At 52.5% G+C, this 24,705-nt stretch carries 24 protein-coding genes; 14 read left to right on the top strand and 10 right to left on the bottom strand.

Annotated elements, in window-relative coordinates:
* The first annotated feature begins 82 nt into the window (after positions 1-82).
* Positions 83-1,165, top strand: coding sequence for a hypothetical protein (locus HMPREF1255_RS02135; RefSeq protein ID WP_024110821.1), 1,083 nt, complete (start codon positions 83-85; stop codon positions 1,163-1,165).
* A gap of 602 nt (positions 1,166-1,767) precedes the next feature.
* Here the strand turns inward: HMPREF1255_RS02135 and HMPREF1255_RS02130 are convergent.
* From HMPREF1255_RS02130 to HMPREF1255_RS02110, 6 genes are all read right to left on the bottom strand, one after another.
* Entirely contained in the window at positions 1,768-3,690 is a 1,923-nt protein-coding gene (locus HMPREF1255_RS02130; RefSeq protein WP_024110568.1) for a DNA polymerase, read from the bottom strand.
* An 87-nt stretch (positions 3,691-3,777) separates the two neighbouring features.
* Positions 3,778-4,332 carry a DUF2815 family protein gene (locus tag HMPREF1255_RS02125; protein WP_024110605.1) on the bottom strand — a complete coding sequence of 185 codons (555 nt, stop codon included), beginning with the start codon at positions 4,330-4,332 and terminating at the stop codon, positions 3,778-3,780.
* Between the two features lie 23 nt (positions 4,333-4,355).
* Complete coding sequence (locus HMPREF1255_RS02120) at positions 4,356-5,492, bottom strand: DUF2800 domain-containing protein (protein ID WP_024110856.1); 1,137 nt, start codon at positions 5,490-5,492, stop codon at positions 4,356-4,358.
* Positions 5,479-5,886 (bottom strand): hypothetical protein, encoded by a 408-nt coding sequence (locus HMPREF1255_RS09750; protein WP_024110726.1) that lies wholly within the window; start codon positions 5,884-5,886, stop codon positions 5,479-5,481. The genes HMPREF1255_RS02120 and HMPREF1255_RS09750 overlap by 14 nt, the downstream gene beginning before the upstream one ends.
* Positions 5,883-6,080, bottom strand: coding sequence for a hypothetical protein (locus tag HMPREF1255_RS09745; protein ID WP_024110561.1), 198 nt, complete (start codon positions 6,078-6,080; stop codon positions 5,883-5,885). Before HMPREF1255_RS09745 ends, HMPREF1255_RS09750 begins: the two co-directional genes overlap by 4 nt.
* Before the next feature lie 4 nt (positions 6,081-6,084).
* Entirely contained in the window at positions 6,085-6,600 is a 516-nt protein-coding gene (locus tag HMPREF1255_RS02110) for an RNA polymerase sigma factor (protein WP_024110603.1), read from the bottom strand.
* A gap of 549 nt (positions 6,601-7,149) precedes the next feature.
* Between HMPREF1255_RS02110 and HMPREF1255_RS02105 the strand changes: the two genes are divergently transcribed.
* From HMPREF1255_RS02105 to HMPREF1255_RS09330, 6 genes are read left to right on the top strand one after another with little or no spacing between them, the layout of a single operon-like run.
* Positions 7,150-8,298: an ABC-three component system protein gene (locus tag HMPREF1255_RS02105; RefSeq protein WP_036916773.1), complete on the top strand. Its 1,149-nt coding sequence runs from the start codon at positions 7,150-7,152 to the stop codon at positions 8,296-8,298.
* Positions 8,295-8,534 (top strand): ABC-three component system middle component 7, encoded by a 240-nt coding sequence (locus tag HMPREF1255_RS02100; protein ID WP_024110975.1) that lies wholly within the window; start codon positions 8,295-8,297, stop codon positions 8,532-8,534. Before HMPREF1255_RS02105 ends, HMPREF1255_RS02100 begins: the two co-directional genes overlap by 4 nt.
* Positions 8,512-10,245, top strand: a complete 1,734-nt coding sequence (locus HMPREF1255_RS02095; RefSeq protein WP_024110806.1) for a DUF2326 domain-containing protein — start codon at positions 8,512-8,514, stop codon at positions 10,243-10,245. The genes HMPREF1255_RS02100 and HMPREF1255_RS02095 overlap by 23 nt, the downstream gene beginning before the upstream one ends.
* Positions 10,233-10,517, top strand: a complete 285-nt coding sequence (locus HMPREF1255_RS02090) for a helix-turn-helix transcriptional regulator (protein WP_231477441.1) — start codon at positions 10,233-10,235, stop codon at positions 10,515-10,517. Before HMPREF1255_RS02095 ends, HMPREF1255_RS02090 begins: the two co-directional genes overlap by 13 nt.
* Positions 10,514-11,062, top strand: a complete 549-nt coding sequence (locus HMPREF1255_RS02085) for a type I restriction-modification system subunit M N-terminal domain-containing protein (protein ID WP_197016956.1) — start codon at positions 10,514-10,516, stop codon at positions 11,060-11,062. The genes HMPREF1255_RS02090 and HMPREF1255_RS02085 overlap by 4 nt, the downstream gene beginning before the upstream one ends.
* A gap of 45 nt (positions 11,063-11,107) precedes the next feature.
* A complete protein-coding gene (locus HMPREF1255_RS09330; RefSeq protein ID WP_024110757.1) occupies positions 11,108-11,983 on the top strand; it encodes a site-specific DNA-methyltransferase in 876 nt (291 codons plus the stop codon).
* Here the strand turns inward: HMPREF1255_RS09330 and HMPREF1255_RS02080 are convergent.
* The gene (locus HMPREF1255_RS02080; RefSeq protein WP_024110779.1) at positions 11,976-13,139 is read right to left on the bottom strand and encodes a BsaWI family type II restriction enzyme; all 1,164 of its coding nucleotides are present in this window, start codon (positions 13,137-13,139) and stop codon (positions 11,976-11,978) included. The genes HMPREF1255_RS09330 and HMPREF1255_RS02080 overlap by 8 nt on opposite strands.
* Positions 13,140-13,690: 551 nt before the next feature.
* Here HMPREF1255_RS02080 and HMPREF1255_RS02075 point away from each other — a divergent pair.
* A complete protein-coding gene (locus HMPREF1255_RS02075) occupies positions 13,691-14,125 on the top strand; it encodes a hypothetical protein (RefSeq protein WP_024110872.1) in 435 nt (144 codons plus the stop codon).
* Here the strand turns inward: HMPREF1255_RS02075 and HMPREF1255_RS02070 are convergent.
* Entirely contained in the window at positions 14,112-14,798 is a 687-nt protein-coding gene (locus HMPREF1255_RS02070; RefSeq protein WP_051394961.1) for a zinc ribbon domain-containing protein, read from the bottom strand. The genes HMPREF1255_RS02075 and HMPREF1255_RS02070 overlap by 14 nt on opposite strands.
* A gap of 124 nt (positions 14,799-14,922) precedes the next feature.
* On the opposite strand from HMPREF1255_RS02070, the gene HMPREF1255_RS02065 reads away from it, so the two are divergent.
* Genes HMPREF1255_RS02065 through HMPREF1255_RS02055 form a run of 3 tightly spaced genes read left to right on the top strand, consistent with a single transcriptional unit; the run spans position 14,923 to position 18,211 of the window.
* On the top strand, positions 14,923-16,755 hold the full coding sequence (locus HMPREF1255_RS02065) for a class I SAM-dependent DNA methyltransferase (RefSeq protein WP_369793282.1): 1,833 nt from the start codon (positions 14,923-14,925) through the stop codon (positions 16,753-16,755).
* A 34-nt stretch (positions 16,756-16,789) separates the two neighbouring features.
* Positions 16,790-17,443 (top strand): GDSL-type esterase/lipase family protein, encoded by a 654-nt coding sequence (locus HMPREF1255_RS02060; protein WP_024110555.1) that lies wholly within the window; start codon positions 16,790-16,792, stop codon positions 17,441-17,443.
* Positions 17,444-18,211, top strand: coding sequence for a sulfite exporter TauE/SafE family protein (locus HMPREF1255_RS02055; protein WP_024110619.1), 768 nt, complete (start codon positions 17,444-17,446; stop codon positions 18,209-18,211). It begins immediately after the preceding gene.
* A gap of 45 nt (positions 18,212-18,256) precedes the next feature.
* Here the strand turns inward: HMPREF1255_RS02055 and HMPREF1255_RS02050 are convergent, their stop codons facing one another.
* Positions 18,257-19,012, bottom strand: coding sequence for a DUF981 family protein (locus HMPREF1255_RS02050; protein ID WP_016456169.1), 756 nt, complete (start codon positions 19,010-19,012; stop codon positions 18,257-18,259).
* A gap of 134 nt (positions 19,013-19,146) precedes the next feature.
* Positions 19,147-21,456 carry an HAD-IC family P-type ATPase gene (locus HMPREF1255_RS02045; RefSeq protein WP_024110599.1) on the bottom strand — a complete coding sequence of 770 codons (2,310 nt, stop codon included), beginning with the start codon at positions 21,454-21,456 and terminating at the stop codon, positions 19,147-19,149.
* 48 nt (positions 21,457-21,504) lie between these two features.
* Here HMPREF1255_RS02045 and HMPREF1255_RS02040 point away from each other — a divergent pair, with 48 nt between their 5' ends.
* From HMPREF1255_RS02040 to HMPREF1255_RS02030, 3 genes are read left to right on the top strand one after another with little or no spacing between them, the layout of a single operon-like run.
* Positions 21,505-22,971 (top strand): Hsp70 family protein, encoded by a 1,467-nt coding sequence (locus HMPREF1255_RS02040; RefSeq protein WP_036916759.1) that lies wholly within the window; start codon positions 21,505-21,507, stop codon positions 22,969-22,971.
* A gap of 30 nt (positions 22,972-23,001) precedes the next feature.
* Positions 23,002-23,799: a rhomboid family intramembrane serine protease gene (locus tag HMPREF1255_RS02035; RefSeq protein WP_024110528.1), complete on the top strand. Its 798-nt coding sequence runs from the start codon at positions 23,002-23,004 to the stop codon at positions 23,797-23,799.
* A 4-nt stretch (positions 23,800-23,803) separates the two neighbouring features.
* Complete coding sequence (locus HMPREF1255_RS02030; RefSeq protein WP_024110979.1) at positions 23,804-24,703, top strand: lipoprotein; 900 nt, start codon at positions 23,804-23,806, stop codon at positions 24,701-24,703.
* The last annotated feature ends 2 nt before the right edge of the window (positions 24,704-24,705 follow it).

Here is a 24,705-nt window from a genome sequence, read left to right as displayed (position 1 = left end):
AATGTCGCGCCAATTCTTTCTAGACTGCGGAAGATATTTTGGGACAATGAGAGCAGGAGCATGTGGACGTTAGGTGGTTGACATGGGGTCGAGACTGGGCATTTTCGTGCGCACCAGTAACGGATGGGAGATTTATTACGACCATTGGGCTGCACAGACCATAGGTGGGGATATTGCACTCGATGGTTACGAGGCGACGATGGAGCGCGTCAGAGGCATGACATCCTTCGACATTGACCATCCGAACAAGGTGGACGGCATCATCTTTCTTGAAGGGACTCTGGTCATCGATGAAACAACCAAGACCGTGTTTTGGGCCGAGGAAAGTGAAGCGCTGTATCTTCCACGAATCATTAACCACTTGATTGAACACACCTGGCCAGGGTGGCGCGCGGTATGGAATGTGGAAGACGTGCACAGTGCGCTAAGAGCCATGGGCATTGATCCTGCTTCGATGATTGAACAGGGCAATCCGGAACACAGAACGATGGAGGATTCTTCGTGGTTTGGCCCATGGGACGAATTCGATCCTTCAGATGCTATGGCTGTGACGTACCGTGATGGGCAAACGCTATTGTGGCACAACGAAGTACTCCTAGAAGACGTTCTCGCGTTCGGCCCTGACGAGCTGTATCGTTTCGCGCTCAAGGTACGCCACGGCATCGATAATGGTGAGCCCTGGGCGTGGGAAGACCAGCACCCTGATGATCTTCCCGAAAATGGAATTCACATCGATTTCATCCAGGAACAAATCCGTTGGTGGGGTTTCCAAGACGGTCTTCTTGGCATTGACACGTTCAAGGGGAATTGGCCGGACTGGAGTTATGAAACGATGGGCGACAATTACGAATGGTTTGAGCGGCTCACGGGTCGCAAGCTACGCCAGTGGCCAACAGATGTCGAACAATGCCGTCACTACCTCCTTAACTTCATCGGTAAGGGTTTGGAAGATAACCCAGCATTACGGATAAAAGAAGCGCTCGCTCAATGGGGCCATGAAATCGACCTGAGTAACCAAACCCTTAACTTCAATCCTGCGCAGCGTCGTGCATGTGCCACAGAGGTGCTCCGCATGCTCGATGAACTCGAACACCAAGAGCCGCTCCCGCCAGCACGATACATTGACCGGCACGGCAACATCGTGCCGCCTCCGGCCTTGAAATAGAAAATGCGGGGTATATCCCCTCGCCATTGCGGGGCTGTTCGATTGTGATCGGGGAATGGCCACAAATATTTGTCACAATCACGACGGACGGGAGAATACGCGCCGCCAGTTACCTGTCATTGATCGGTTCATGATCGAATGACTGACCGATGCTGACTTGGCGCACACGCGTATCTGCATGTACGAGAACGTGGAGAACCAATTCCTCACCGCAATGGAGACTATTCGCACCGAGTGCGTACAAGAGTTGATTATCCTATCGGCGCTCCACAATAACGTGCATGACCTAGTCGAAATCAAGAAGTGGGAAGCGACGCTACGTTGGTAGGAGCTAGTAGGTGACCCCGCCCCGATCGATCCGCCCGGCGCCTATCCGATTACACCCATGCTGTTGTTTACTAACCAACTGTCAGGCGATAGAACGCCAGAACCCTATATCGCAGTCATGGTGATCGCATGGATCATACGAAACAATCAATGATTGAAAAAGCTAGTGGGCGACTATCTGAGATTCTTCAGAGACTCGTCCATCAGAGACAGTAAGCCAACCCTCAATGATCCGACCTACCAGTACTTACGTAATCTGGTGAGGGCTAGTGGCTCTAATCCTTCATGTAAAAAACGCATTGGTAGCCAGCAGCATCTATTGGCAGACCTTTCGCCCAGTCTGGTAGTTGGTTCATGCTCTGACAAATATCCGCGACGGTGGTGACAGAGTCTTTCGGTTCGTCAATGACTACCTCGTCGTGGACGTGCATCGTTACCTGGTGACCAGCTTTTTCGATGCGCGTTATCGCTTCGGCTAGCAGGTCTCTAGCGGTCGCTTGGACGATATTTTCGACTAGTTTGCCGCCGTATGTTTCCAGCTGAACCCATTTACGGTTCAGCCCTTGCCCCCAATATGTGATCGACGTGTTGCCGAATCTGTTGGTGCCGAGCCCAGGTTTTACATATGCCAAGCGCCGACCTGAGGGCAGGGTGATAAACAGCATGCTTTTAGTGGCCGTAAACGCAATGCTGCCAAGTACCACGGTGCTGCGAGTGGTAATCGCTTCGATAGCCGCTCCTTCTACATCCCGCCAGAATTGGACAACATGTGGGTTTGCTGCCCGCCACGCATCCACTATCGGCTTGAGCTCGGATTCTTTCAGCCCCATGTCCAAAGCACCCATGGCTTTCAACGCACCAACGGAGCCGTTATAGCCACAAGCCAAAACCGCTATTTTTCCTTTCTGCCGCAGCTCGCTATTGGCTCCATGCTTTTCAACCGGCACCCCGAACATTGAGGAAGCGGTCGCGCAGTAAAGATCCTCTCCATTACGGAATGCGGTGAGGGTGGTTTCTTCCCCTGCAAGCCATGCTAGGACCCTGGCTTCGATTGCTGAGTAGTCGGCGACGATGAAGCGGTGGCCGGTGCTGGGAATAAATGCGGTGCGGATCAGCTGGGAAAGCGTGTCGGGTACTGAATCGTAGAGCAGTTCGAGTGCTTCTTGGTTTCCGTCGCGCACTAGGGCTCTGGCTTGTGCCAGGTCGGGTAGGTAGTTTCTGGGCAGGTTTTGTACTTGGATGAGGCGTCCTGCCCACCTGCCGGTGCGGTTAGCACCATAAAACTGCAACAGCCCATGTGCTCGACCCGCACTCGTGGTAGCCCTGGCCATGGCCTGATACTTGGCCACCGATGAGCGCGATAGCTCTTGGCGCAGCTCTAAGGCACGCCGCACCTCGCCCTCGGCTGTTTCAAGTGCCTGTTCGACGTCGGTTTTGCTCATTGTCTCGATGCTGCAGCCCTGGTCGTTTAGCCATTGGCGAAGCTGGATTGGTGAAGCCGGGTTCTCCAAGCCGGTTAATTCTCGTGCCTGTTTCAAGGTTTCTTGGCGGTGTTGTTCGTCGATGACGATCGCGTTTTCCACCAAGGTGGTGTCGATTCGGATGCCTCGGTCGTTTATGCGCTGATCAGTCTCGTATTGGCTCCACACGAATTCAGGTACTGGGTGGTGTGAGAGTTTGTGGCGGATCGCTGTTTCTACCTCAACATCGCGGCCGTTATACGTTTTGAATAATTCCCATGCCGCCGGGTCATCGCCCGGACAATGACGGCCACCGTCTTTGTTCTGTGTGCAGAAATATTTGATGAGGTCTTTGCCCTCCCCCATCTTCTGCTTATCCAGCCCAAGCACAGCACCAGCATCTTTGAGTGAAAGCGGCAGCCCTAGTGTGGCGGCCCACACCATTGAGCAGCGCCACCCTTTCGGGTCAAGTTGGTTTTCTAGGTATCTGCTCAGGCAGATTCGTTCGAAGGCGGCGTTCCATGCCCACTTGACCACACCCGGATCCCGCAACGCCTCGATGAGTTCTTTGGGTAGTTTCTGGCCACAAGGCAAATCAACCGTCTTAACGTCTTTGTCGTTGATTGCGTATGTGCACAACAGAATCTCGAAGGCTGGGTCGTCTGCGTAGCGGTAGACGCCACTCTTGGCGAGGCTTACTGGGCTGAAAGTTTCTAAATCTAGGGCTAGGCAATCCATATCTTCTTATTTTTCTTTAACCTAAAAAAGGGCAGGCGGGACGTAGCTGAAAAAATGCCACGCCCCGCCTAGCTATCGAGCTACTGGCTAGTTGAGGAAATCGTCTCCGCCACTCCAAGTGTCGAACTCGGCAGACGCCGCAACATTGCCACCAAGAGACTCACCGTCACGAGTTTTTTGCAGGTTGCCTAACCCGCAAGCGATGCCTCGGTTACCGGAATGGTTGAAAGCGTAGAAATTAATGCTCACGCGTGCGTAGCAGCCCGAGTAGACCTCAGAGCGATCCAGGATCGGATCAACATTGGCATCCACAATCTGGGGCTTATTAATACTGTTGGCGTTGACGAAATAGTGCCCGGCATAGGCCTCGTCATCGCGCTCAACATCCCCGTCGCGCAGCGGTAGCTTCAACGCGGCCTTAGGTGGGATCTTGCCACCAAACTTACCGGCTCCTTCCTTGATGGCCGCGTCAATGGCTTTCTCGATAGCCTCCAACGTGGACTTGTCATCTTTCGGGATAAGCAAGGACACAGAGTATTTCTCGCGGCCGCCATTAATGGACTTGGGTTCCCAAACATTCGCGTAGCTCAACCTAACTTCGCCGGTGACGACTTTGGTTGGGTTGTTGATTGTTTTTGTCATAGCTTTTTCAACCTTTCTGTTTGTTAGTTACTTTTCTTGAAATCGTGGGCCGCAGAACTACGTGTGAGTTCTGGGCGTTTATCGGATGCGGGCACCAGCGTGGGTTTTCCCGCAGGTTTGGTGACGTATTTGCCGATGGTCTCAGCGAATTTTCGTTTGCCCATGAGTTTTTCCATGCCCGTGATCGGCAACAGGGAGCGCTTGTAGATGTCAGTGAAACCGGCATCACTAGCAGCCTGAGCGACAGCTTTCTCGTTGGTGTAGCGGCGTATCGAGCGACCCTCCACCAGCTTGAAACCCTCAAAGGATTCACCAGCCAGCGCACGTGCTAGTGCATAGTCCTGCACGTCACCTGCCCAGCAGGTCAGATCCGGGATCTTGGCCAACACCTCAGCTATCTCGGTGTTGTCCAGGGTTGCTGGTTTGGCGAACTCGTGCCTGGCCAGCGCCAGGTTTGCCTCGGCACGGGCCCGACAGGTTGGAGCGATTTTGCAGAACTGGCACCAATCCCCCGCCCGGTACTCACCGGCACCTTCAGCAGCCAACACAGCTTGAGGCCGCAACGTGCCAGAAGCCCACTCGTTTAGTTCAGCCACCGATAGCTGCCAGGTTGAGACACTCTCGCGCCTGGGCTGAAAAATCGTGAGTGTTACTTGTTCAATGTCATAGAGCGAATCGAACAGGCGTAACGCACCCAGCCCGTAGAGCATCAACTGCGGATTGTTCTCGGCCTCAACAAGAATGCCAACACCGTATTTCAGATCAACCACGCTCAACACGCGGTCTGCAACGATAATGCAGTCTGCGGTCCCGAAACCCTCTGGCACCAGATGAGAGAAATCCACCCGCTGCTCCACCAGCACCAACGGCTGCCCACCGCTAGTTCGAGCTTTAGCGACTTGTTCCTGGATGAAGGAAACGTAGTCGTCGGTGGCTTCTTCCATCTCGGTGTCTTGCCAATCCGACACCGGCCTGATGCTCGGGTCCTGGTGGAGTGCGCGACGTAGTTTCCACTCCGCCAACTCATGAGCAGCCGTACCCTGCAGTGCCGCATCACTAGCAACGTCGGGTTTTCCGGCACACGCCAGAGCAGACGGCGGGCAACGAAGCCAACGATGAGCACTCGAGGCCGACAACACGGCGTGACTAGCCGGCGCCATTAGCCGCCTCCCGAGCCGCCACGAGCACCTGATTAACCTGCTCCAGACTCAACTCCGAAAGCCGGGTCTTACCGTGAGCAGCAATCAGCTCCTTGATCTTGCTTGTAAGGCCAGCACGCGACAGCTCAGCTAGCTGACCGCGAGCATCCTCCAACCCAACCAACAAAGGCTCGACAGCATCAGATTCTGTTGATGCATCTTCTTGCGCGCATGGGTAGTCGCCTTCGGTTGGGTCTGCCCAATCAAGCTGGGCAGCCAACAGGCCACTAGTGGCATCACAAATCCCACCCAACGCTTCAGCAGCACCAAGATGAGCCTTAATTTGGGTCTCCAAAGCCTGCAAATAAGCATCAGATGCTTCACGTAGTTTGCGAATGTTTTCTGGGCGACTCATCTGGCCTCACCCCTTGTCTGGAACCGTTCCGGATACAAGGCTTTGGCCAGTGTCATCAGGTCATCATCGTCATCAACCAAATCCACCCTTTTGGGCTCATGATTGGCCTTAACCACACCGGTTCCGTTGATTCGTTTACTCGGTTTGCCGAAAAAGGCGGCTATCCGATGGCGTAAACATAGTTTTCGTTTCACGCTTTTACTCCTTGTCTTTCACGACTGGTCCTCTTGCGCTATAAGCCACCTGCGCACCCGTTTCCGGACGACCGGGCTCAAGAATCTTTCGTGCTCGCTTGATAGCGCGGTTATATGCATGCCGGATAGCTGATTCGTCCTTGCCCTCAGCCCGCGCCAACTCAGCAAACGAATACCCGTCTAGCTCGACCGCGCATAGCAGGAAGCGCTGGCGCTCAGATAAGCGATCAAGTGCTTCGGATACTTGTTCTTTGAGGATGTATTCAGCCTCGATATCAACCGGGCTAGTAAAACGCGGCCCCGCCCACGGAAACTCCGAAAGCGAGGAGTGGCGGTCTCGGCGCGAATTAGCCCGATCTATTCTCTTCCAGTAGGCGTCTAATTCATCGATAAGTTCGGCAAGCTGGCTACCTGCCTCGATTTCGACTTCGACGTGCTCACCGTCGACGAATTCGTAGCAGAGCTTTTTTGTCTTGTCGTTGTTTGGCTTGTTCTGACTTTGTTTGTCGACCACGCGCATCGCTGTGGTTCCTCTCGCTTAATGCGGAGGACCCACAGGGGCCACTGCCATTCGTTATCTAGTTAGAGGTCTGGTCTGGGAGCATGCTTGTGGGCGGACACCCCATATGGGATGCCCGCCCCAGCGGCTCCTGCAGATCGCTCCGACTTAGAACGATTGGAAACCTGAGCTCAGTTTTTGCCCGGCCGATCAACGCCAGACCCTCGTAGTTTGCGGTGAATCCGGTAGCGATCCTTCTTCAACGCCTGGACAGATGAATGATTCGGGTGCTGCAGCACTCAGTTCATTCGGGTGCTGAACATCGATTTGCGGAGACTTTGTCTGAATAGATATGGGCAGTCGCTATCTCTACGAACGTGAAGATCGAGTAGACTTTGACTTGGGTCTAACGACGCGGTTACTTAGTCGATGTCCTTCATGGTTTGACCTTAGGAACCGGCTTGTGAAGCGATTTTGTGATTCTTTGTGAAAGCTTGTGAAAGGCAAAAGAAGGGGGCGGTTCTGTTGTCAACATCACTTCTAGTAGCGGCAGATACCGCTCTTGGGTCTGTGGCAGAACAGATCGCCGACTTCATCAAAATTCTCGGAGAACACCTGCGCCTCGGCTCTTCGAATGCCGATATAGCTCGCATTTTTGTCGAACTCATTACAGATCTGCCGTACGAGGCCAAATTCGAAGACACACGCAAGGACTACCCAGTTGATCGATACGGTGACGCAACGATGCGTTACATCATCGAGAAGCCCAGTGGATTACAACCGGATTATGCTGACCAGATCCTCGATTATCTAGACACGACTGGGTTGGAGAAGAAGGTACGTGCTCTTACTCCGAGAGTTAAAGATCGTCTTGCTAGGGCGTTGAAGAAGTTCGATACCAATATTGGCCGGACGAATCTGGCGGAGTGGATTGGCGATAAAGCTGCCGAGCTGATCGCCGCCAGCAGCGAAAAAGACTATGCACAAGAAATCGCGTCAGAGAAAGTCAGTCTTGCCCGTGAAGCTTTCGCAAAGACCGAGTACGCGAACTATTTGTTGGGTGAGGCTCAAGGGCGCTGCTCATTCACGTCATGTAAGAAGCCGTTGCTAGCCACTTCTTCTGGAAAACCCGTCACCGATTTCGAGATCATCGTCATCAACCCCCAAAGCGATGGAGCAAACCCAGCGAACCTTCTTGCCTGCTGTCATGACTGCGCAACTAAATATGGCCCAGAACCATCACAAGAAGACATCGCAGAAGCTTTGGGCATCAAGGAAACACAGCAACGAGAACATAAAATCAGCGATATTGTTTCTAAGCGAAACGTAGAGGAAGCAATCGCCAAAGTTATCCGTAAGCTGCCAGAAGCAGATCAAGCTGACCTTTACATCGATATCAAACAGCCCTTGACGGTCAAAACTAAACTGCCTCAACAAGAAAACTTCATGCTGGCAGCCAAGATTTTGCAATACGTTGCTGTCTATTTCGATCACATCGACACGGTACTGAAAAGCAATGAGTTCATCCGTCCAGGAGGTTTCGATGCTTTCTGCCGAACTGTCGCTGAACTTTTTGATTGTATGGATCAGACACAAGCAACTGAGGCAGAGATTTTTAGTCATCTTGTTTCGTGGCTAGAAGACAAAACCCACGGTGGCGTGGAGGCGTGTGAGGCTGTGATCAGCTATTTTGTGCAGAATTGTCAGGTATTCCGATGAGACTTCCAAATAAATTGTTTTCTTTCGAGGAATCCACACTCGCTAACCTGCCCGTCATCTTGCAGCTGCTTGAGTCTGGACCGATGCCTGTCCTTGATCTTTATCACGGCGTGGAAGCATCCTTTGGTGGGGTTGACGAGTTCCTTGACACGATGGAGTGTCTCTACGCGCTCGGCGCTGTGGAGATCAATGATGAAAGGCAGGTGATAGCTCATGTTGGTCCGACTGTGGTCTGACAAGTTCATGAATGCTGGTGAGGTTCGACCGCCTATCGATTTTCATCTCGGTCTCAATACGGTGAGGGGCGGCACACGAGCGGAAAACTCAATCGGTAAGTCCACACTTTTATCAATCGTTGCTTTTGCATTCGGCGTCGACGATTTCCTCACCTCAACCGCTATCGGGGCAGTCGGTCATCACTCGATCTTTTTCACTTTCCGTTTCGACGGTGAAGACCGCACATATTCACGCGCAACCGACGAACCAGGATATGTTCAGACTTACCAAGACGTCGCGGGCCTAAGGCGGGCTGAGCGCATAAGCATTGACGAGTTTCGCAGTGACCTGAAAGAGAAATACGGGCTTCGTGGCATTGATGCGACCTTCGACGACATTGTGGGGCGGTTTTTCCGGATTCAAGAACACGCTGCCGGGCTGGTAACCCAGCCCATGCGAGTTGACCTAGACGAGCCATCAAGCGCAGGTATCGCAGTTCTGGAGAAACTTTTCGGTGTTTACGAGCAGATTATTGCTCTGGAAAAGCCGTATCGGGAAGCAGACAGACAGTTGCGTGCGTTGAATGCGGTTCGTGAGCATGGCTTGATCCGAACCATGGCTTTGAGAAATAAAACCGAATATACCGAGGCAAAGAAGCGACTCGAAAAGGAGCGTCAGACCCTCGCTGGTCTCAATGGAGAGTCTGATCAGCAACTCCTTGACCTTCAATATCAGCAAGAAAAGGACGTCGAGAATCTTTACCAACAGCGCCATTCCCTGCGAATTAAGGCAGGAATCACACGCAACCGCATCAGGCGTATCGAAGAGCAGCAAGACAGCAAAGTCCTTACTAAGCAAGCTCAGCTTGACCAACTACAGCGTTTCTTCCCCGAAGCAGATGTACGTCGCATCCAACAAGTAGAAGCTTTTCACGAAAAACTCGCCGAAATCCTCGAGGCGGAATTAGAAACCCAAAAGCAAGTCTTCCAAAATGAGCTCGATAGTCTCGACGCCGCTATCGGACATATCGAGTCAGAACTGCGCCGCAAGAATATTCCGGTAGAGCTATCAGCCGAAAAATACAAAGAAATCGGTGAGGTCGCGCAACGTGTTGAACTATTCCAACAACAAGTAGACGCGTGGGAAACCAGCCAAGAGGTCAGGGCAGAAAAAGAGAAAACCAAAGAACGCCTAGATTCCGAACGCCCATCCCTGTTGGATCAAATGGCAAAGGAAATAAATACCCAACTTGCCGAGTTTGATTCCAAGCTTTATGACACGCGACGAATCCCGCCGACTATTCGTTTCGATGAGAACAAAAAATATCGCTACGGCTCACCAGTTGATGACGGCACCGGAACCTCAGATAAGAACCTTATTCTGTTCGATCTCGTGATTCTGGAACTGACTGATCTACCAGCAGTAATCCATGACTCACCGTTGATCAAAAACATTAGTGATGCCCTAGTCGAAAGAATTCTTGACCTGTATCGAACCTTCACAACCAAGCAAATCTTCATCGCTTTCGACAAGGACCAGTCCTACACCGAACGAACCCAAGCTCATATCGAACAAACAACCGTTATCCAACTAGGAGAAGACGAGCACGCGCTCTACGGATTCGCATGGAACCGGCAAGGAGCAACAGCACCAGAAGAAGAGATCCAGCAAGAAGCAGAAGACCAGCGAGACCTAGCCAACACGGTAAGGAGCCAACAGTGGCCACTATAGAAACCCCGCCAAAGCTGCGGTTACGGATGAGCTACGACAAGCTCTGGGACCTTCTCAAAACCAAAGGACTACTCAAACAAGACCTTCAAGCCAAGACAGGAATAAGCTCGGGCTCTATCGCAAAGCTCAGTAAGGGAGCCAACATTCAAACCGATACTCTGCTACGAATCTGCCAGGTCTTAGACTGCCAGATCGGGGACATCGCAGAAGTCATGCCCGCTACCGAAGTGAAAGAACAAGACGCATGGGCCAGCTCGGATCTTTTATCTTGAGCACCGCCGATATACCCCGCGCGCCATCCAAGGCCAGCCAATACAGCAACGTTATTCTGCCAATGATGATCCTCCGCAGGCTCAACTGCGTGCTAACAGACCATCAAACCACCATCGAACCACTGGTAGCACGCTTCAACACCAAACCTGAGTTGTTGGCCGCCCAAGTCCAGCGCTCCACTGGGCTGCCGTTCTACAACACCAGCCCCTGGACGCTACGCACGTTGCTGGGCGATCCGGAAATGCTCGAGGCGAACCTGAAACAGTATGTCAATGATTTTTCCGACAACATGGACGTTTTCGAACGATTAAAACTAGCCGACGAGATCAGCACCATGGCCGAAAAGAAAATCCTCTATCTCGTGGTAGAGCGTTTCGCCAACATCGATCTTCACCCAGATACCGTCAGCAACGCCGAAATGGGCGACCTCTACGAATACCTCATCCGCACCTTCAACGAACCATCCAACGATGCACTAAGCACCCCAGGCATAATTCGAACAATCTGTGACTGGACTTTAGCACCCAGCTATTGCAATCTCTAATACGTCCCTGGTCTCCACCTTGATTTAAACTTAGAAAGAAACTATATGTCGTCTAATATCGGTCCATTTCAAATAAACTCTGTCGCCGAAGGTGACTGTCAAACTCTCATCGAACAGCTCCCTGACGCCTCGATTGATGTGCTTGTGACCTCCCCGCCTTATTGGGGACAGCGCACATCCGAAGGGATGGGAGTGGAGACTGACCCACGAGACTATTTGATGACACTCAGGAAAATATTCCGTTCAGTCCTGCCTAAAATCAAAGATGATGGAATCATTTGGATTAACATTGGTGACGCTTACAACACCCCTGTGAATTGGCGCCGAGAAGACTATGAATATTCCTCTCTGGGGGCAGAAAAGAAGGGGTTAAATGCGAGCAATTCTGCATACACAAAACCGAGAGCTAAGCGAAAAGCCTTCATTGACAAATCATCCCCGTGGTTGTCGTACGGAAATTTACTGGCACTTCCTTACAGGCTGGTTACGGCTATGTCTGATGATGGATGGGTATTTCGAGGGGAGGTGATTTGGAAAAAACGTAATCCGATGCCCGAGGGACGTGCAAGGCGGCCGCACAGGGGGCACGAGTCAATATATCTATTCGCAAAATCAGAGAAGCATTCATTCCGAACCTCACCTCCAGTAAAGAGCGTTTGGGAGATTGCAAACGAGAAAATTGATGGCGTTGCTCACTACTCTCGATTTCCAACAGAATTGCCGCGCAGGTGCATTGATGCACTAGGAAGAAAGGGCGAGGATGTCGTGGTGCTGGACCCATTTTCGGGCAGCGGCACAACCGGACTCGCTGCCGTTGAATTGGGTTGTAGTTACATCGGATTTGAGATAGACCCTCAGCAAGTTGAAGCCTCGAATGAAAGGTTGAATAAAGCTCTCAGCCGCCCGTCGCTTTTTAGTTAGAAGTGCGATTCTTAAACGCGTCTTTAGCTGCGACCACATTTTCTAAGAAGGCATCATTCGGATCCTGGAAATTGCAGACTATCACGCGCGCTTTGGCATCCCGGTCTTCAGGTGTAGCAGCTGTGTTGCGATTATAGGAGAAGCAAGCTGAGAAAAGCCCGTCGTCTTCGATATCGACACGTTTTGCGCTTCTTTTTCCTTCGACAGCACCAAGCTCACCTCGATTAACGGGTGTCTTACTAGGCGTGGATTTGCAGTCCATGGTCCAAAGCGCCGAGTAGTATCCAGCTCGAATCAGGGCCTGGCTCATGGGAACATCGTCTGTTCGCCGTTCAGCGAAGCTGGCCTTGACATTGACAATTCCGAAGCACTTCCCACGATCATCTGTAAGGTAAACATCCACCTTATCTGACTCAAGTCTCTCAGGAATATTTAGACTGTCTAAAAGGTCACGTTTCCTTTGCCCCTCAACGATCTCAATATTGACGTCGTGCTGCTTAAGAGCGTTCTGGTAATGCTGTACAAGTATCTTCTCCAGTGCCCAACCGCCAGTTCGCTTCCATGACTGGTCAAATGAGAGTCTTGAGAACGCTGCAGGGTGGTTAAACGGTTCACAATAGGCTCGATAAATTATGAACCACCAAATATCGGATGGGTTGGCATCGGGCCATAGACTGACGCCCCTGAGGAAGGCAGCAGTCACAGCATTCGCCTTAATCTGGCGATGAGTCTGAGCATCTTCTGCATCCAGTAGGGCCAACCCGTCTCTCAGTTTCCTTATAACTTCCTCGTACTCCGAAAGTGTCGCCCCGGGCAAAATATAGGTGGCATCATACTGAGAATACTTAAAATGAATCTCTAACGCTCCGTCAACTTCTATTGCGCGCATAGTGCGCGATAGCCCAGTCGGAAACGCGTCTGCGCTAAATTGGTGCCCTTTCGGATAGATCCCAGATAGTTCTTTGCCGAAACTGTGCGCTAAGTAGAGAAAATCGTCGAGGAGCGGCTCGACAACTCCCGTTTCAATTTCCTCAATCCACCCTGGTCCGATAATCAGGTCAGACTCAACTTGCTCGGGAGTTTTACCCTGACCTAGCCGGATGTCTCTGAGTTCGTTTAGAAGGGCCTTTGCCAGCGGCGACATTTTTCCATACACACAAACAGCCTACTGTGCGGCGTCATCGCGGAGTATGAGGCTCGGCGATGGAGGCTTGGGACGGGTAAACGAACGATGAACATGAAGACAAAGGGGAGCACAACACCGATCAGAAATAATCATTACGGCGTCCATCCAGTACTTCGAGGAGTCACTTTCGTGACAGCATGGTAGTCCAGCACTCCAACCACCTATTCAGGCACGAAATCGCCAGGCACAGCGGGTATCAGCGCTTGATGGTGGACTCCCTCCGAACAGATTTCTGGTATTCATCGTGAACAGGATGTGCGACCGTAATGTCGGTACAGCACACCTATTAGCGCCAGTAATACTTATTATCGGCTCTGCCCAATCGCGCGCCTGTGAGCTGAAACCAGCCCTAAGCGCGGCGCTTCAGCAACCCCAACAGATGCATATAGACAAGCGAGCAAAAACTCAGAATCTTTGCTGACAGCCAAAACACCACGTCCCACAACACAAAAACAGAACGCCCACTTTGTATAAAAATGAGCGTCCCAGTGGACCAGATCGATACGCGTGAGCAGTAGTTCGTGCGCGGGCGGTTATACAGCAGCTGCTTTAAGTCCCTTTTCGCTGAGGAATCTTTCGACTCCTACACCGGCGAATACGTATTAGCACGATTGTTGAACACTTCACCAGGAATCGTGTGGTGGCAACGGCTACACCCACTAGATGGGGCCTTCGTCTATTACAACTCCAAGGACCGTTATTTCCCGGACTTCGTCGCGCTAGACACCAACGGCGTGCACTGGATAATCGAAGGCAAGTCCGAGCTGGGCCGCGATGATGCCCAGGTGCAGGCCAAACGCAAAGCAGCAGAAGCTTTAGTTCGCCGCCTGGTAGCAGAGGACGCTTACGCGGACCAAAAGTGGGGATACCTAATCGCCTACGAACAAGACAACGCCAGGGCGGATTCTTGGGAAGATCTCAAGGCTTTTAGCCAGCCGGTCACTAATGCCTTGTAGCCGCTAAACCATCTGCATATAGCACAGGAGTCCATCGCTGCGGGAGGTCGAGAGTGACGGCCTCCCCAGTGATGAAAACCAGGCCGAGCTGGTTACTAGTAAGCACCATCCCGCCTTCGAGAATTTCAAGAAAATCAGGAAAGAACAACACCGCATCACCGCTACGCTCAAAACTACGCATACGGGCATGCAAGAACTGAGACGTGGCGGCACACCCAATTTCACGCAGAACCTCCACTACTCTTTTGCGTAAATCTGGATGCCGCTCTGCGAGAATCTGCTGGCTTTCGACCAGCTTGCGCTGCAGTATCTCCTGATAAATATGTGGAGTAACGCAACTGCCGCGTTTCTTATGGTTTGTTGCGCACTCCCACACGTCTGCCCGGTTCGGCGTACCAGAATGCCAGGTCTTGTGACCGTAGTTAGCGCCGCAATCTTCACATTCGATTCGCCCGGAAAGCTGCCTGCCAAAAGAGACTGGCTTGCCGAAACCAGCAATTTTCCGGACTGCGTTGAATACCTTAAGCTCGGCAGAAATAAAATCTTGAGCCGCCCGAAGCTCATCACAGCTGATAGCTCCTACGACAGCAAGATTGTCGAGGTAAAAATTCGTTATCGAGTAATCCATGCGACGCCCTTGCGCTGAAATCTGCTGCTTCAATTCGTGTACCACCACCTACTTGGACTGATAATTGCTCAGTTACATACACGCTCTAAAACAGCTAAATATCCAGTCAGATCCCCGATAAGCATTACCTTTTAGCGACTCGGGCACCTTTACGCGACTCTCTACGGTGATGCGTCCAAGAGGTTCAAAGGCGCCAAGGTACCGTCTCGTTTACAGGAGAGCTCAAACAGATTACAGGCAGGAGGCGCGCGATACACCTGGCCCTACAGGTCTACTTTCGCGCGCTGACAAGCGGAAACACGCTTCAATCCGCCAACATCGACACCACGGATATTGTATCCAAAGCAGACCTTTGTGCGATCCAGCATGTGGATCCGGAAATTTTCTTTCGGAGACTTACATCTCTCTGCGCAGGCTCGAGACCAAGGTTCTAAGCGAATTGAGCCACGGCCAGACCTCGATGGTCTTCGATGAGAGCCATTCGCCGCTGAAGGTTTCGCTGAGTCAATTCCACGGCATCGAGATAAATGATTTCGCGGTTCAGGTTTCGAACACCGCGCTGTGGATCGCCGAGCTTCAAGCAAATGCGGAGGCCCAGGTGGTGGTGACCCAAGACATCGAGGATCTACCGCTCAAAGACAACGCCCGAGTGACTCGCGCAAACGCGCTACGGGTCGATTGGGCCGATATTCTGCCCGCCAAAGAGTGCAATTACATAATCGGGAACCCACCGTTTATCGGTTATTCGAATCACTCGCCCGAGCAGAAAAAGGATCGCGCCGAGCTGTTCGGCAAGGGCGGTGGCGTGCTCGACTACGTGGCCTGCTGGTACAAGAAGGCCGCCGATTACATGCAAGGCACTCACATCCGCGCCGCACTGGTGTCCACGAACAGCATCTGCCAGGGCCAACAGGTAACCCCTCTTTGGCGGCCGCTATTCGATCAGGGAATCCGCTTCAACTTCGCCCACCGCAGTTTTGTGTGGGGAAACGAGGCCGAAGATCAGGCGCACGTGCACGTGGTAATCATCGGCTTCTCCTACGACGACGTGACTCCTAAATACCTGTTCGCCTACCCCAAGGGCGAGAAGGAGATTCGTCGCCAGGTGAGCCACATCAACGGATATCTGGCAGAGGCGCCTGATGTGTTCGTGGATAAACAAACAAAACCTTTATCTGACGTTCCGGCTATGGCCCAGGGATTTAAACCGGCAGACGGCCAAAATCTGCTCCTCACTTCCGAGCAGAAAGACGAGCTGCTGGCGAAAGAACCTGAGGCAGAAAAATGGGTCAGACCATTCTCGATGGGCGCCGAATTCATTAAAGGGGTCGACCGATACTGTTTGTGGCTACCCGAGATAACAGGCGCTGAATTGCAGAAGGTTCCTGAGGTTCGCAAGCACGTTGACGCCTGTCGTGAGTGGCGTCTACAGCAGACACCAACAGGCGACGCGTTCAAGCTTGCTGATCGACCACACCTGCTAAGGCCATGCGGGAAGTTCAGGGATGAAACCTACATCGGCTTCCCTGTAGTTTCTTCAGAACGCCGAGAGTACGTTCCTATCGGCTTTGTCGACAACGGCATGATCCCTGGAAATCAGCTCTATTTCATACCGACAGGCGAGATCTATTTTTTCGGCGTTATTAGTTCTCAGTTCCACAACGCCTGGATGCGAACTGTCGCGGGAAGACTCGAGATGCGTTATAGATACGGCAACACAACCGTCTACAACACGTTCGTCTGGCCCTCCCCAACGCCAGAGCAGCGAAGTGAAATAGAGTCCGAAGCGGCCTCCGTGCTGGAAGCTCGGGAAAAAAACGCACCCGCCACGCTTGCCGACCTTTACGATCCCGACAACGACTGGCTATATCCAGAGCTGACTTCTGCCCACAAACGCCTGGATCGTGCCGTCGAGGCGGCCTACGGAGTCGACTTCGACGGTGACGAGACGGCAATCGTTGCTCACCTCTTCTCGCTGTATGCAAAGGCAACCGCCGAATAACCGATGTTGCACACACAACGGTAGCCTGGATCCCATGAAAAACATCCTGTGCTTCGGAGATTCAAACACCTTTGGCTACGACGGTGAGAACGAGGGAGCCAGGTTCCCCCGAGACGTGCGCTGGACCGGAAGGCTTCAAAAGCTGCTCGGCGACGACTACTTCGTCATTGAGGAAGGCCTCTCGGGCAGGACGATCGTCAATGACGATCCGGTGACCGGCAGGATGTCCGGTATCTCATATCTACCTGCATGCCTCGAATCGCATAGGCCAATCGACCTTGTGATCTTCATGCTGGGCACCAACGACCTGAAAGATCGCTTCAGCATGAGCCCCGGAGAGGTTGGAAGAGCTGCTCAACGAGCGGTAAAGCTGATCCAAAACAGTGAATGTGGCCGAAGCGGCGAGCCCGAGATTCTCCTAGTCGCTCCTGTCGAGGGCAAACGAGTCGAGATGGAGAGCGACCCGTATTGGCCTTGGTCGACGAATTCCGTTCAGGACATGACCGGAAAGAATGTTGAGCTTTCCGAGGTGCTGATGTGGACCGCGCAATACACCAACACACATTTCGCGAGCGTCTGCGACGATGAACGATTCCCAACCAACAATGTAGACGGCATTCACCTGACTCCTGAAGGACACAGCGCGGTCGCCGACTTCCTCGCGCAGAAAGTGCGAGAGATTCTGTAGATGTCTATCGTCTTTGCACTCGTTATCGGCCTGGTCATCGGCCTGGTCGTTGGTGCCCTGGGCGCTGGCGGCGGAATCCTCTCGATACCCGCGCTTGTTTTCCTGCTGGGGCAACCTCCGCATGAGGCATCAGTTGGTTCTTTGATCATCGTGGGAACCACCTCGCTGATATCGCTAATTCCCAGGTCCATGGACAATCAGGTGCGATGGAAAGAGGGCATCACCTTTGGAGCCCTATCTACCGTCGCAACCTTTTTCGGTTCCAGGCTTTCGTTACTTGTCAGCGCGAATCTTCTTATGCTAGCGCTGGGGATTCTCCTAGCCGTGGTCGGAATCATCCTTTTCCGCAGCACTTTCAAAAACAAGAAGCCGGCAGACGATTCGTTGAAAGGCAAAGCTAAAAAGAGCGTTTTGGCTCTCATCGCGTGCGCAAGCCTGACAGGGCTGTTGACCGGTTTCTTCGGTGTGGGCGGAGGGTTCGTCGTCGTTCCCATGCTGATCCTAGCGCTCGGCTTCAACATCAGGGACGCTTCAGGCACCTCTCTTCTGGTCATGGTTATCTCATCTGCAACAGGTTTGATCTCGCGTATCGGGGCAGATTTCACCATGGAATGGCCGATCATCATCGCCTTCGCCCTGGCATCAATGGTGGGCGGGCTGATTGGGGCTCCGGCGTCTCGAAAGGTCAAGGAAAATATACTCACCAGAATCTTCGCGTTGCTGCTTCTGGGCGTCTCGACGGGGACTCTCTACTCCGTCCTGACATAAAAAATGTGGGAGCTAAAGCCCCCACATTTTTGAAGTTACAAAATGCTACATCGTGTTCATGATGAGTCCGATGTGCGTGTAGAAGTTCAGGCAGCCGAACAGGCCGATCAGAATTCCACAAACCATCCAGAAACGCATCACGAGAGCCATTAGGCCGCCGCCCTTAGCCTCGCTGTTGGCCTCATTCGAGGCGCGGAAAACGCCGAACGGGAACAACAAGCAAGCCAGGCCGATGACGAAGAAGAAGGCCGACATGAAGATTGCCTCAAACCAGGGCCAGGTAGCGAAGAAACCGGAGATTGGTTCCTGAGGCGGTGCGGTGAACAGCCTATACATGACGCCGGCCAGGGAGCAGCCCCAAAGGCCCAAGCCCAAGCCACCTGCGAAGATAGAAAGCGGCTTAGCGGTGCTCAACAGATCTGAGTAAGCGTCCTCAGACTCCAGAAGGTCACTGCGACGCTTCCAAAGGTAAAAACAAGCGAAAATCAACAACGCACCGAAACCGAGGCAGGTCTCACCGAAGATGATGTTGTCATACGGGAAGCCGCCAGCTGCTAGTGGCCAGGTAGTGGTCATGTGGAAACCAGTGGTCAACAGAATCAGCCCGAGAGCACCGAACGCCATCGAGTAGCCATCAGCCTTAAACGGCTTGCCCTCCAGCGACTTCCTCAGGTCCCCCAGCATCATCGCCAAAGCAATCAGCGCAGCACCTGCTGCCACCGCCATAATCGTGTTATATGTCGGCATAACCGACCAATCGATCATGCCAGGGCTCTCAACGCCCTTAAAGAACTCTTCCATGACGCCTCCTACTAAAAAACGTCTATTAAACGAATGACCACCATGGTCACAGTTTGATACTATCCCGAAAAATTCAAAACTGTGAATACCCTATGAATAATCACTGCCTAGAGAAAAGAGAGAAGAAAAATTTACTAAGCCGGCTGTCGCTCTCTGAATCTTTGAAGAAGCCTCCAGGTGACCTCTATCAACCCGGCACCGATAGCCCCGACAACCGTTCCAAGAATAATCATCTGAATATTGCTCGTGTCGAGCTTGAACAATGAATGCAGAACTCGAAGAGCAAAAATTGCGCCGTAAGCGAAATAGGCGGCAAGGATAAGACAGATTCGCCACCAGTTATAGGGACGAGCTACAACCGCGAGTAGCCAGGTGGCGGAGAAAATGAGGCACACAAGCGCACCAGTCGAAATAGTCAGTTGATTCGCCTGCTGCGGGAAAAAGTGACGCCCCAACAGATAAGTGACGAATGTGGCCGCTCCCACAATGCAGCCGGCTGGCAGCCCGAACGCAAGAACGCGTTTTACGAAACCAGGCCGAGCTCGGTCGTTATTAGGCGCAAGCGAAAGCAAGAAGGCCGGAATTCCGATAGTGAACCAGCCTGTGATGGTGATGTGAATCGGCTGGAACGGAAACGGTAGCCGCCAGATAACCACTAAGAGCGCCAAAATCGCCGAGTATACGGTCTTTGTGAGGAAGAGCTTCGCCACTCTCTCAATATTTCCTAGTACCCTTCTCCCCTCGCCGACGACGTGTGGAAGAGTCGAAAATTTGTCGTCAAGAAGAACTATCTTTGCGGCGGAACGCGTTGCCGGCGCACCCGAGCCCATGGCAATGCCGAGGTCCGAATCTTTTAGCGCGAGGATATCGTTAACTCCGTCACCTGTCATTGCAACGGTGTGCCCCGCTTTTTGGAGAGCTTTGACTAGCATGCGCTTCTGCTGAGGCTTAACACGGCCAAAAACCCTGTGGGAGGTGGCTGCTTCGACCAAATCATCGTCTTTGACTTCCGCCAGATCTAGCGGATTTTCCTCATCTATTCCCAGCTCATTGGTGACCGCACCTACTGCCCTGGCGTTATCACCGGAGATCACTTTTACCTCCACACCCTGATCGGCGAAGTAGTCGAGGGTCTCTTGCGCGTCAGACCTAATCGTTTGGCTAAGCACGACGAGCGCGGCCGGTTCACACCGTGCTGGAGACCCCATCCCGAGCAGCAACACCCTCAAGCCAGTTTTCTCCAACTCCTCAGCGCGGATCTCTGCTGGCCCATCAGCAAGAACGTCTGGGGCACCAAGTATCCAGCTTTCGCCGCTTGAAAGTTCGATTCCAGAGAACTTGTTTACGGAACTGAACGGAATCCTGCTGACGACTTCAAGCTGATCAGATGGGATACCAACCGCATTCTTGATCGCCTGCATAGATGAGTTCGGGTAAGGATCCGCCTCAGCCATAGTCGCCAATACATCGTTTACGAGCAACTCATCGAAGTTGCCTAGAGTCTCGATGCTTCGCAGGCTCATCTTGTTGTCAGTTAGAGTGCCAGTCTTGTCTGCACAAAGGACGTCCACTCGCGCTAGACCTTCGATGGCTGGTAGTTCCTGAACCAGGCAGTTTCTCTTCCCCAACCGAATGATTCCCAGGGCGAAGGCGGTCGCTGTTATGAGCACCAGACCTTCCGGAACCATGGGAACGATGGCTCCGGCCATTCGAAGAACAGCGGATCGCCAGCCACTGGTGGTCTGGGTCAGCTGGACAGCGATCGTCGCGATGCCCACCGGGATTAGGATCCAGGTGATCACCCTAAGAATTTTGTTGATTCCGGCCTGTAATTCTGAATGAGCCAACGAGAATTTAGCGGCCTGTTCGGTAATCTGAGCCGCATAGGACGCGCTACCAACTTTTGTGGCTCTGTAAGCTCCAGAACCGGATATGACGTAGCTACCAGAAAGTACTTCGTCACCGAGTGCTTTAGATTCAGGCTCGGACTCCCCAGTCAGCAGAGATTCGTCGATGTTCAGGTTTTCTGATTCTACGAGTACTCCGTCGACAACGATCTGATCTCCGGGACCGACTTCGATTATGTCGTCGACCACGACGGCTGTCTTATCTATCCTCCGGGTTGCCTCTGCTCGCCTAACCATTGGTTTCGTGTCAGCTACAACCGCAAGCTTGTCCAGAGTCTTTTTAGCGCGCAGTTCTTGGATTATGCCGATGATCGAGTTGGCGATGATGAGTAAACCGAATGCGCAGTTCATCCATGAGCCAGTCAGGGCGACAATCACTAAAAGCACACCGAGGATCGCATTAATGCGAGTGAAAATGTTGCTTCTAAGAATGTCCCCGACGCTTTTACCACTGTTGCTCGGCAAGTCATTTGAAAGCCCTTTTCCCACGCGATCAGCAACTTCTCGCTTAGTTAGACCATCAAGATTTGCAATCACGCGTGCCCCTTTCACAACAAGGCGGTGTTTCCCCGGTAAGTTTAAGGCATGCATGTGGGTATTGATCTAGGTACGACTCGAACAGTCGTCGTATACGCCGACCGCGGAAACTATCCCGTGGTTATCTTTTGCGACACCAGCGGAGATGTTCACGAGTTTTTTCCGTCGGTAATAGCTTTTAACGACGGTGAACTAGTGACAGGTTTCGAGGCAATGGACCTTGCCCAATCGGGCGCACCCGTTCTTCGGTCTTTGAAGCGACACTTCGCAGATGAGAACCTGACCACTCAAGACGAGATCGAATTCGCCGGTAGAAAATACCCCCTCCTAGAGTTGTTTACTACCTTTCTTAAGGGCCTGGTCGAGGCGCTCCATACTGATTCCTCTATCGCAGATCAGTTGGAAACCGACCCAATCGAAAATGTGGTGGCGGCCGTCCCTGCGCATGCAGGCAGCACACAGCGTTTTTTGACCCTCGAAGCGTTCAAAACAGCCGGTTTGCCAGTCAGCGTGTTACTCAACGAGCCTTCAGCAGCAGGTTTCGAATACACGCACAGAAAACCAAAAACGATCACATCCAGGCGCAACCGTGTCGTCGTTTACGATCTTGGGGGCGGCACATTCGACGCCTCCCGCATCGATGTTGAAGATCTGAGCCACAACGTGATGGACACAGTCGGCATCAACAACATTGGCGGCGATGATTTTGACGAGGTCCTAGCAGACCTAGCCTTGCAGGCTGCGGGCAATCCAGAACTCGACGAACACCAGCGAAGCGAGTTGATCGCCGACACCCAGATCGCTAAGGAAGGCTTGGCGCCTCAATCCAGGCGAATCGCGATTGACGTTGCCGGTGAAACAGTAATCATCGCCGTTCAAGATTTCTACGATGCGGTAACTGGCCTTGTCGGGCGAACACTGGAAGCTATGGCCCCACTACTGGAAAACCTAGATGACTTAGCGGGCATATACCTCGTCGGCGGTGCCAGCTCACTGCCCATTGTTCCGAGGCTCCTGAGAAATAAATTCGGACGACGCGTTCAGCGCTCTCCCTACCCCAGCGCATCGACAGCGATAGGACTTGCAATTGCTGCCGACCCAGATAGCGGTTTTGCCCTGCGCGACCGAGTCTCAAGAGGTTTCGGGGTTTTCCGTGAGGGTAAAGAGGGCACGGAAGTCACCTTCGACCCGATTTTCAGCAGGGACGAAGTTTTGGGAGCCAATGGATTAGAAAAACGCAGGACCTACCGACCCATTCACAACATCGGAAAATTCCGGTTCGTCGAATACAGCAAGCTGCGCGATTGGCAGCCCATCGGCGACATCATGCCGTTCGCGACCGTGACGTTCCCGTACGACGCCAGTCTGCAGGGCAAAGACTCATCCGAGGCAGACATAGAGCGAATCGGTGAGATGGACACGATCGAAGAGCTCTACCGAATCGATTCCAATGGAATCATTTCGCTTCAGATAACCGACTTGAGCACCGGTTATTCACAGCATCATCACATGTAGCGCTTAGACACCTTAGGTAATGTGGAAGTTGTGACTAACCACCAAAGTGATTCCTGGCCTGATTTCCTTCCGCCTAGTCAAGGAGGCTCATCCGGGCAGTCGTATAACCCTCATTACGACGAAGAGGTCCAGCGCAGCAATTATCACAACCAGCGCGATCGTCAGGAAACAAACGAACGGTTCTGGAGACAAGCCAGCAGTAATGTCCCGACACAGTCACGTCCTGTTGTGACCACTGCAATCATCTCGATTTGTTTCGTGGTGTGGTTGCTCCAGCTGGTCGTTCCATCCTTCACTGGCGACATCGCACTCAACAGAGCGCTTTCGGCAGGACAGCCTTGGCGTTTGCTCACCTCCGCATTCGCACATGGTGGCCTGGCTCACATCGCATGTAACATGCTTACGCTGTGGGTAATGGGAAAGAATCTAGAACCGCTGCTCGGCAGAGCAAAGTTTTTAGCTCTCTATCTCGTCTCGGCATTGGGCGGTTCCGTCTGTTTCTTGCTTCTTGCGAGCCCGATGAGTTTCGCAGTAGGCGCTTCCGGCGCCATCTTCGGCTTGTTCGGAACTTACGCAGTGATTTATCGAGCCATGAAACTGCCTATGACCAGCATCTGGACCTTACTCGGGGTTAACCTGGTTATTACGTTAATCTCGCCGGGAATCGCTTGGCAAGCACATCTAGGCGGTTTGATATGTGGCGCACTTGCCTCGGCATTGATTTTTTACGAGATGAAATCTGGCAAAAAGACGGCTTGGCCGGGAATTATCGTGCTAGTGATCGCTCTGGCAGCGCTGTCTTACGTAACGCTTCGGATAGGGTTTTAAAAATATGAGCAAGAATTCAAAAAAACTTTCGCTTCTGGCTCTGTGCGTTTCTGGCGCCTTGTTAACCGGCTGCTCTAGCTCGCCTAAGGCTCCTTCTTCGGACGCTTATTCTTCCGAAACCGCTGTCTTCTTAGCCGAGCAGATCACCCCCCAGGTAGCAGAAGGCTCAAGCATATGGCAGGTGCAGTTGAGCTCCAATAAACTGTCTACGAATTACTCTGGCCCCGACAAAAGCTATACCGCTGAGATCGACGAAAACCAGCGTGTAAAGACCGCTTCTGAAGACCTGGCTGCTAGCGGATCCAAAAGCCTTAGTAAATCGCTTCAGGATTATGCGAGCGATTTGGCTACGTTCGCCACGGACGCAAAAAACAACTGCGCTCAGCCAGACCTTCGTGTCTATGCTCATGAGGCGATCTCTCAAGATATTTATTTGGGCACCTGCGGGCTGAGCGATGATCAGCTAAAAATCGGCGACTTGAACCTCTCGAAGAGTACAGACTTTTACGATCACACCCAATTTGCAGGCCTGATTCAGCAGTTCAGCGCGTTGACTGATAAGCCCCTCACCGGTATACGAATCGGTCAGATAGAAGAAGGAAAGCAGGGAATTTACGTTGAATACGCCAACGAATTCTCCATCGGCTACTCGGTAGGCACCACAAGCGCCTTCTCCCTGAAGAAAGTCGATTCGGATAAGAAACGACCCGAGTTCTCGGCTTCTGACCTCTCTGCAGAGGCTATCGCGAAGGTTTACGGCTCCGAGGCAGAGGCAGCTGGTGGCCCGGTGCAGCTACTTATCTATAAGGACTCTGGTCAAGACAAAATCGTCATTGCGGCTAAGCACTCCGACGGGACAACTAGGGTGTTCGATAACGCAGGTGATCACCTCGTCGACGCCTAAAA

Origin of the sequence: Propionimicrobium sp. BV2F7 (assembly GCF_000510445.1) — a bacterium.
GTDB lineage: Bacteria > Actinomycetota > Actinomycetes > Propionibacteriales > Propionibacteriaceae > Propionimicrobium > Propionimicrobium lymphophilum.
The sequence above is the reverse complement of the archived record's forward strand: the minus strand, read 5'-3'. Positions and strand labels throughout refer to the sequence as shown.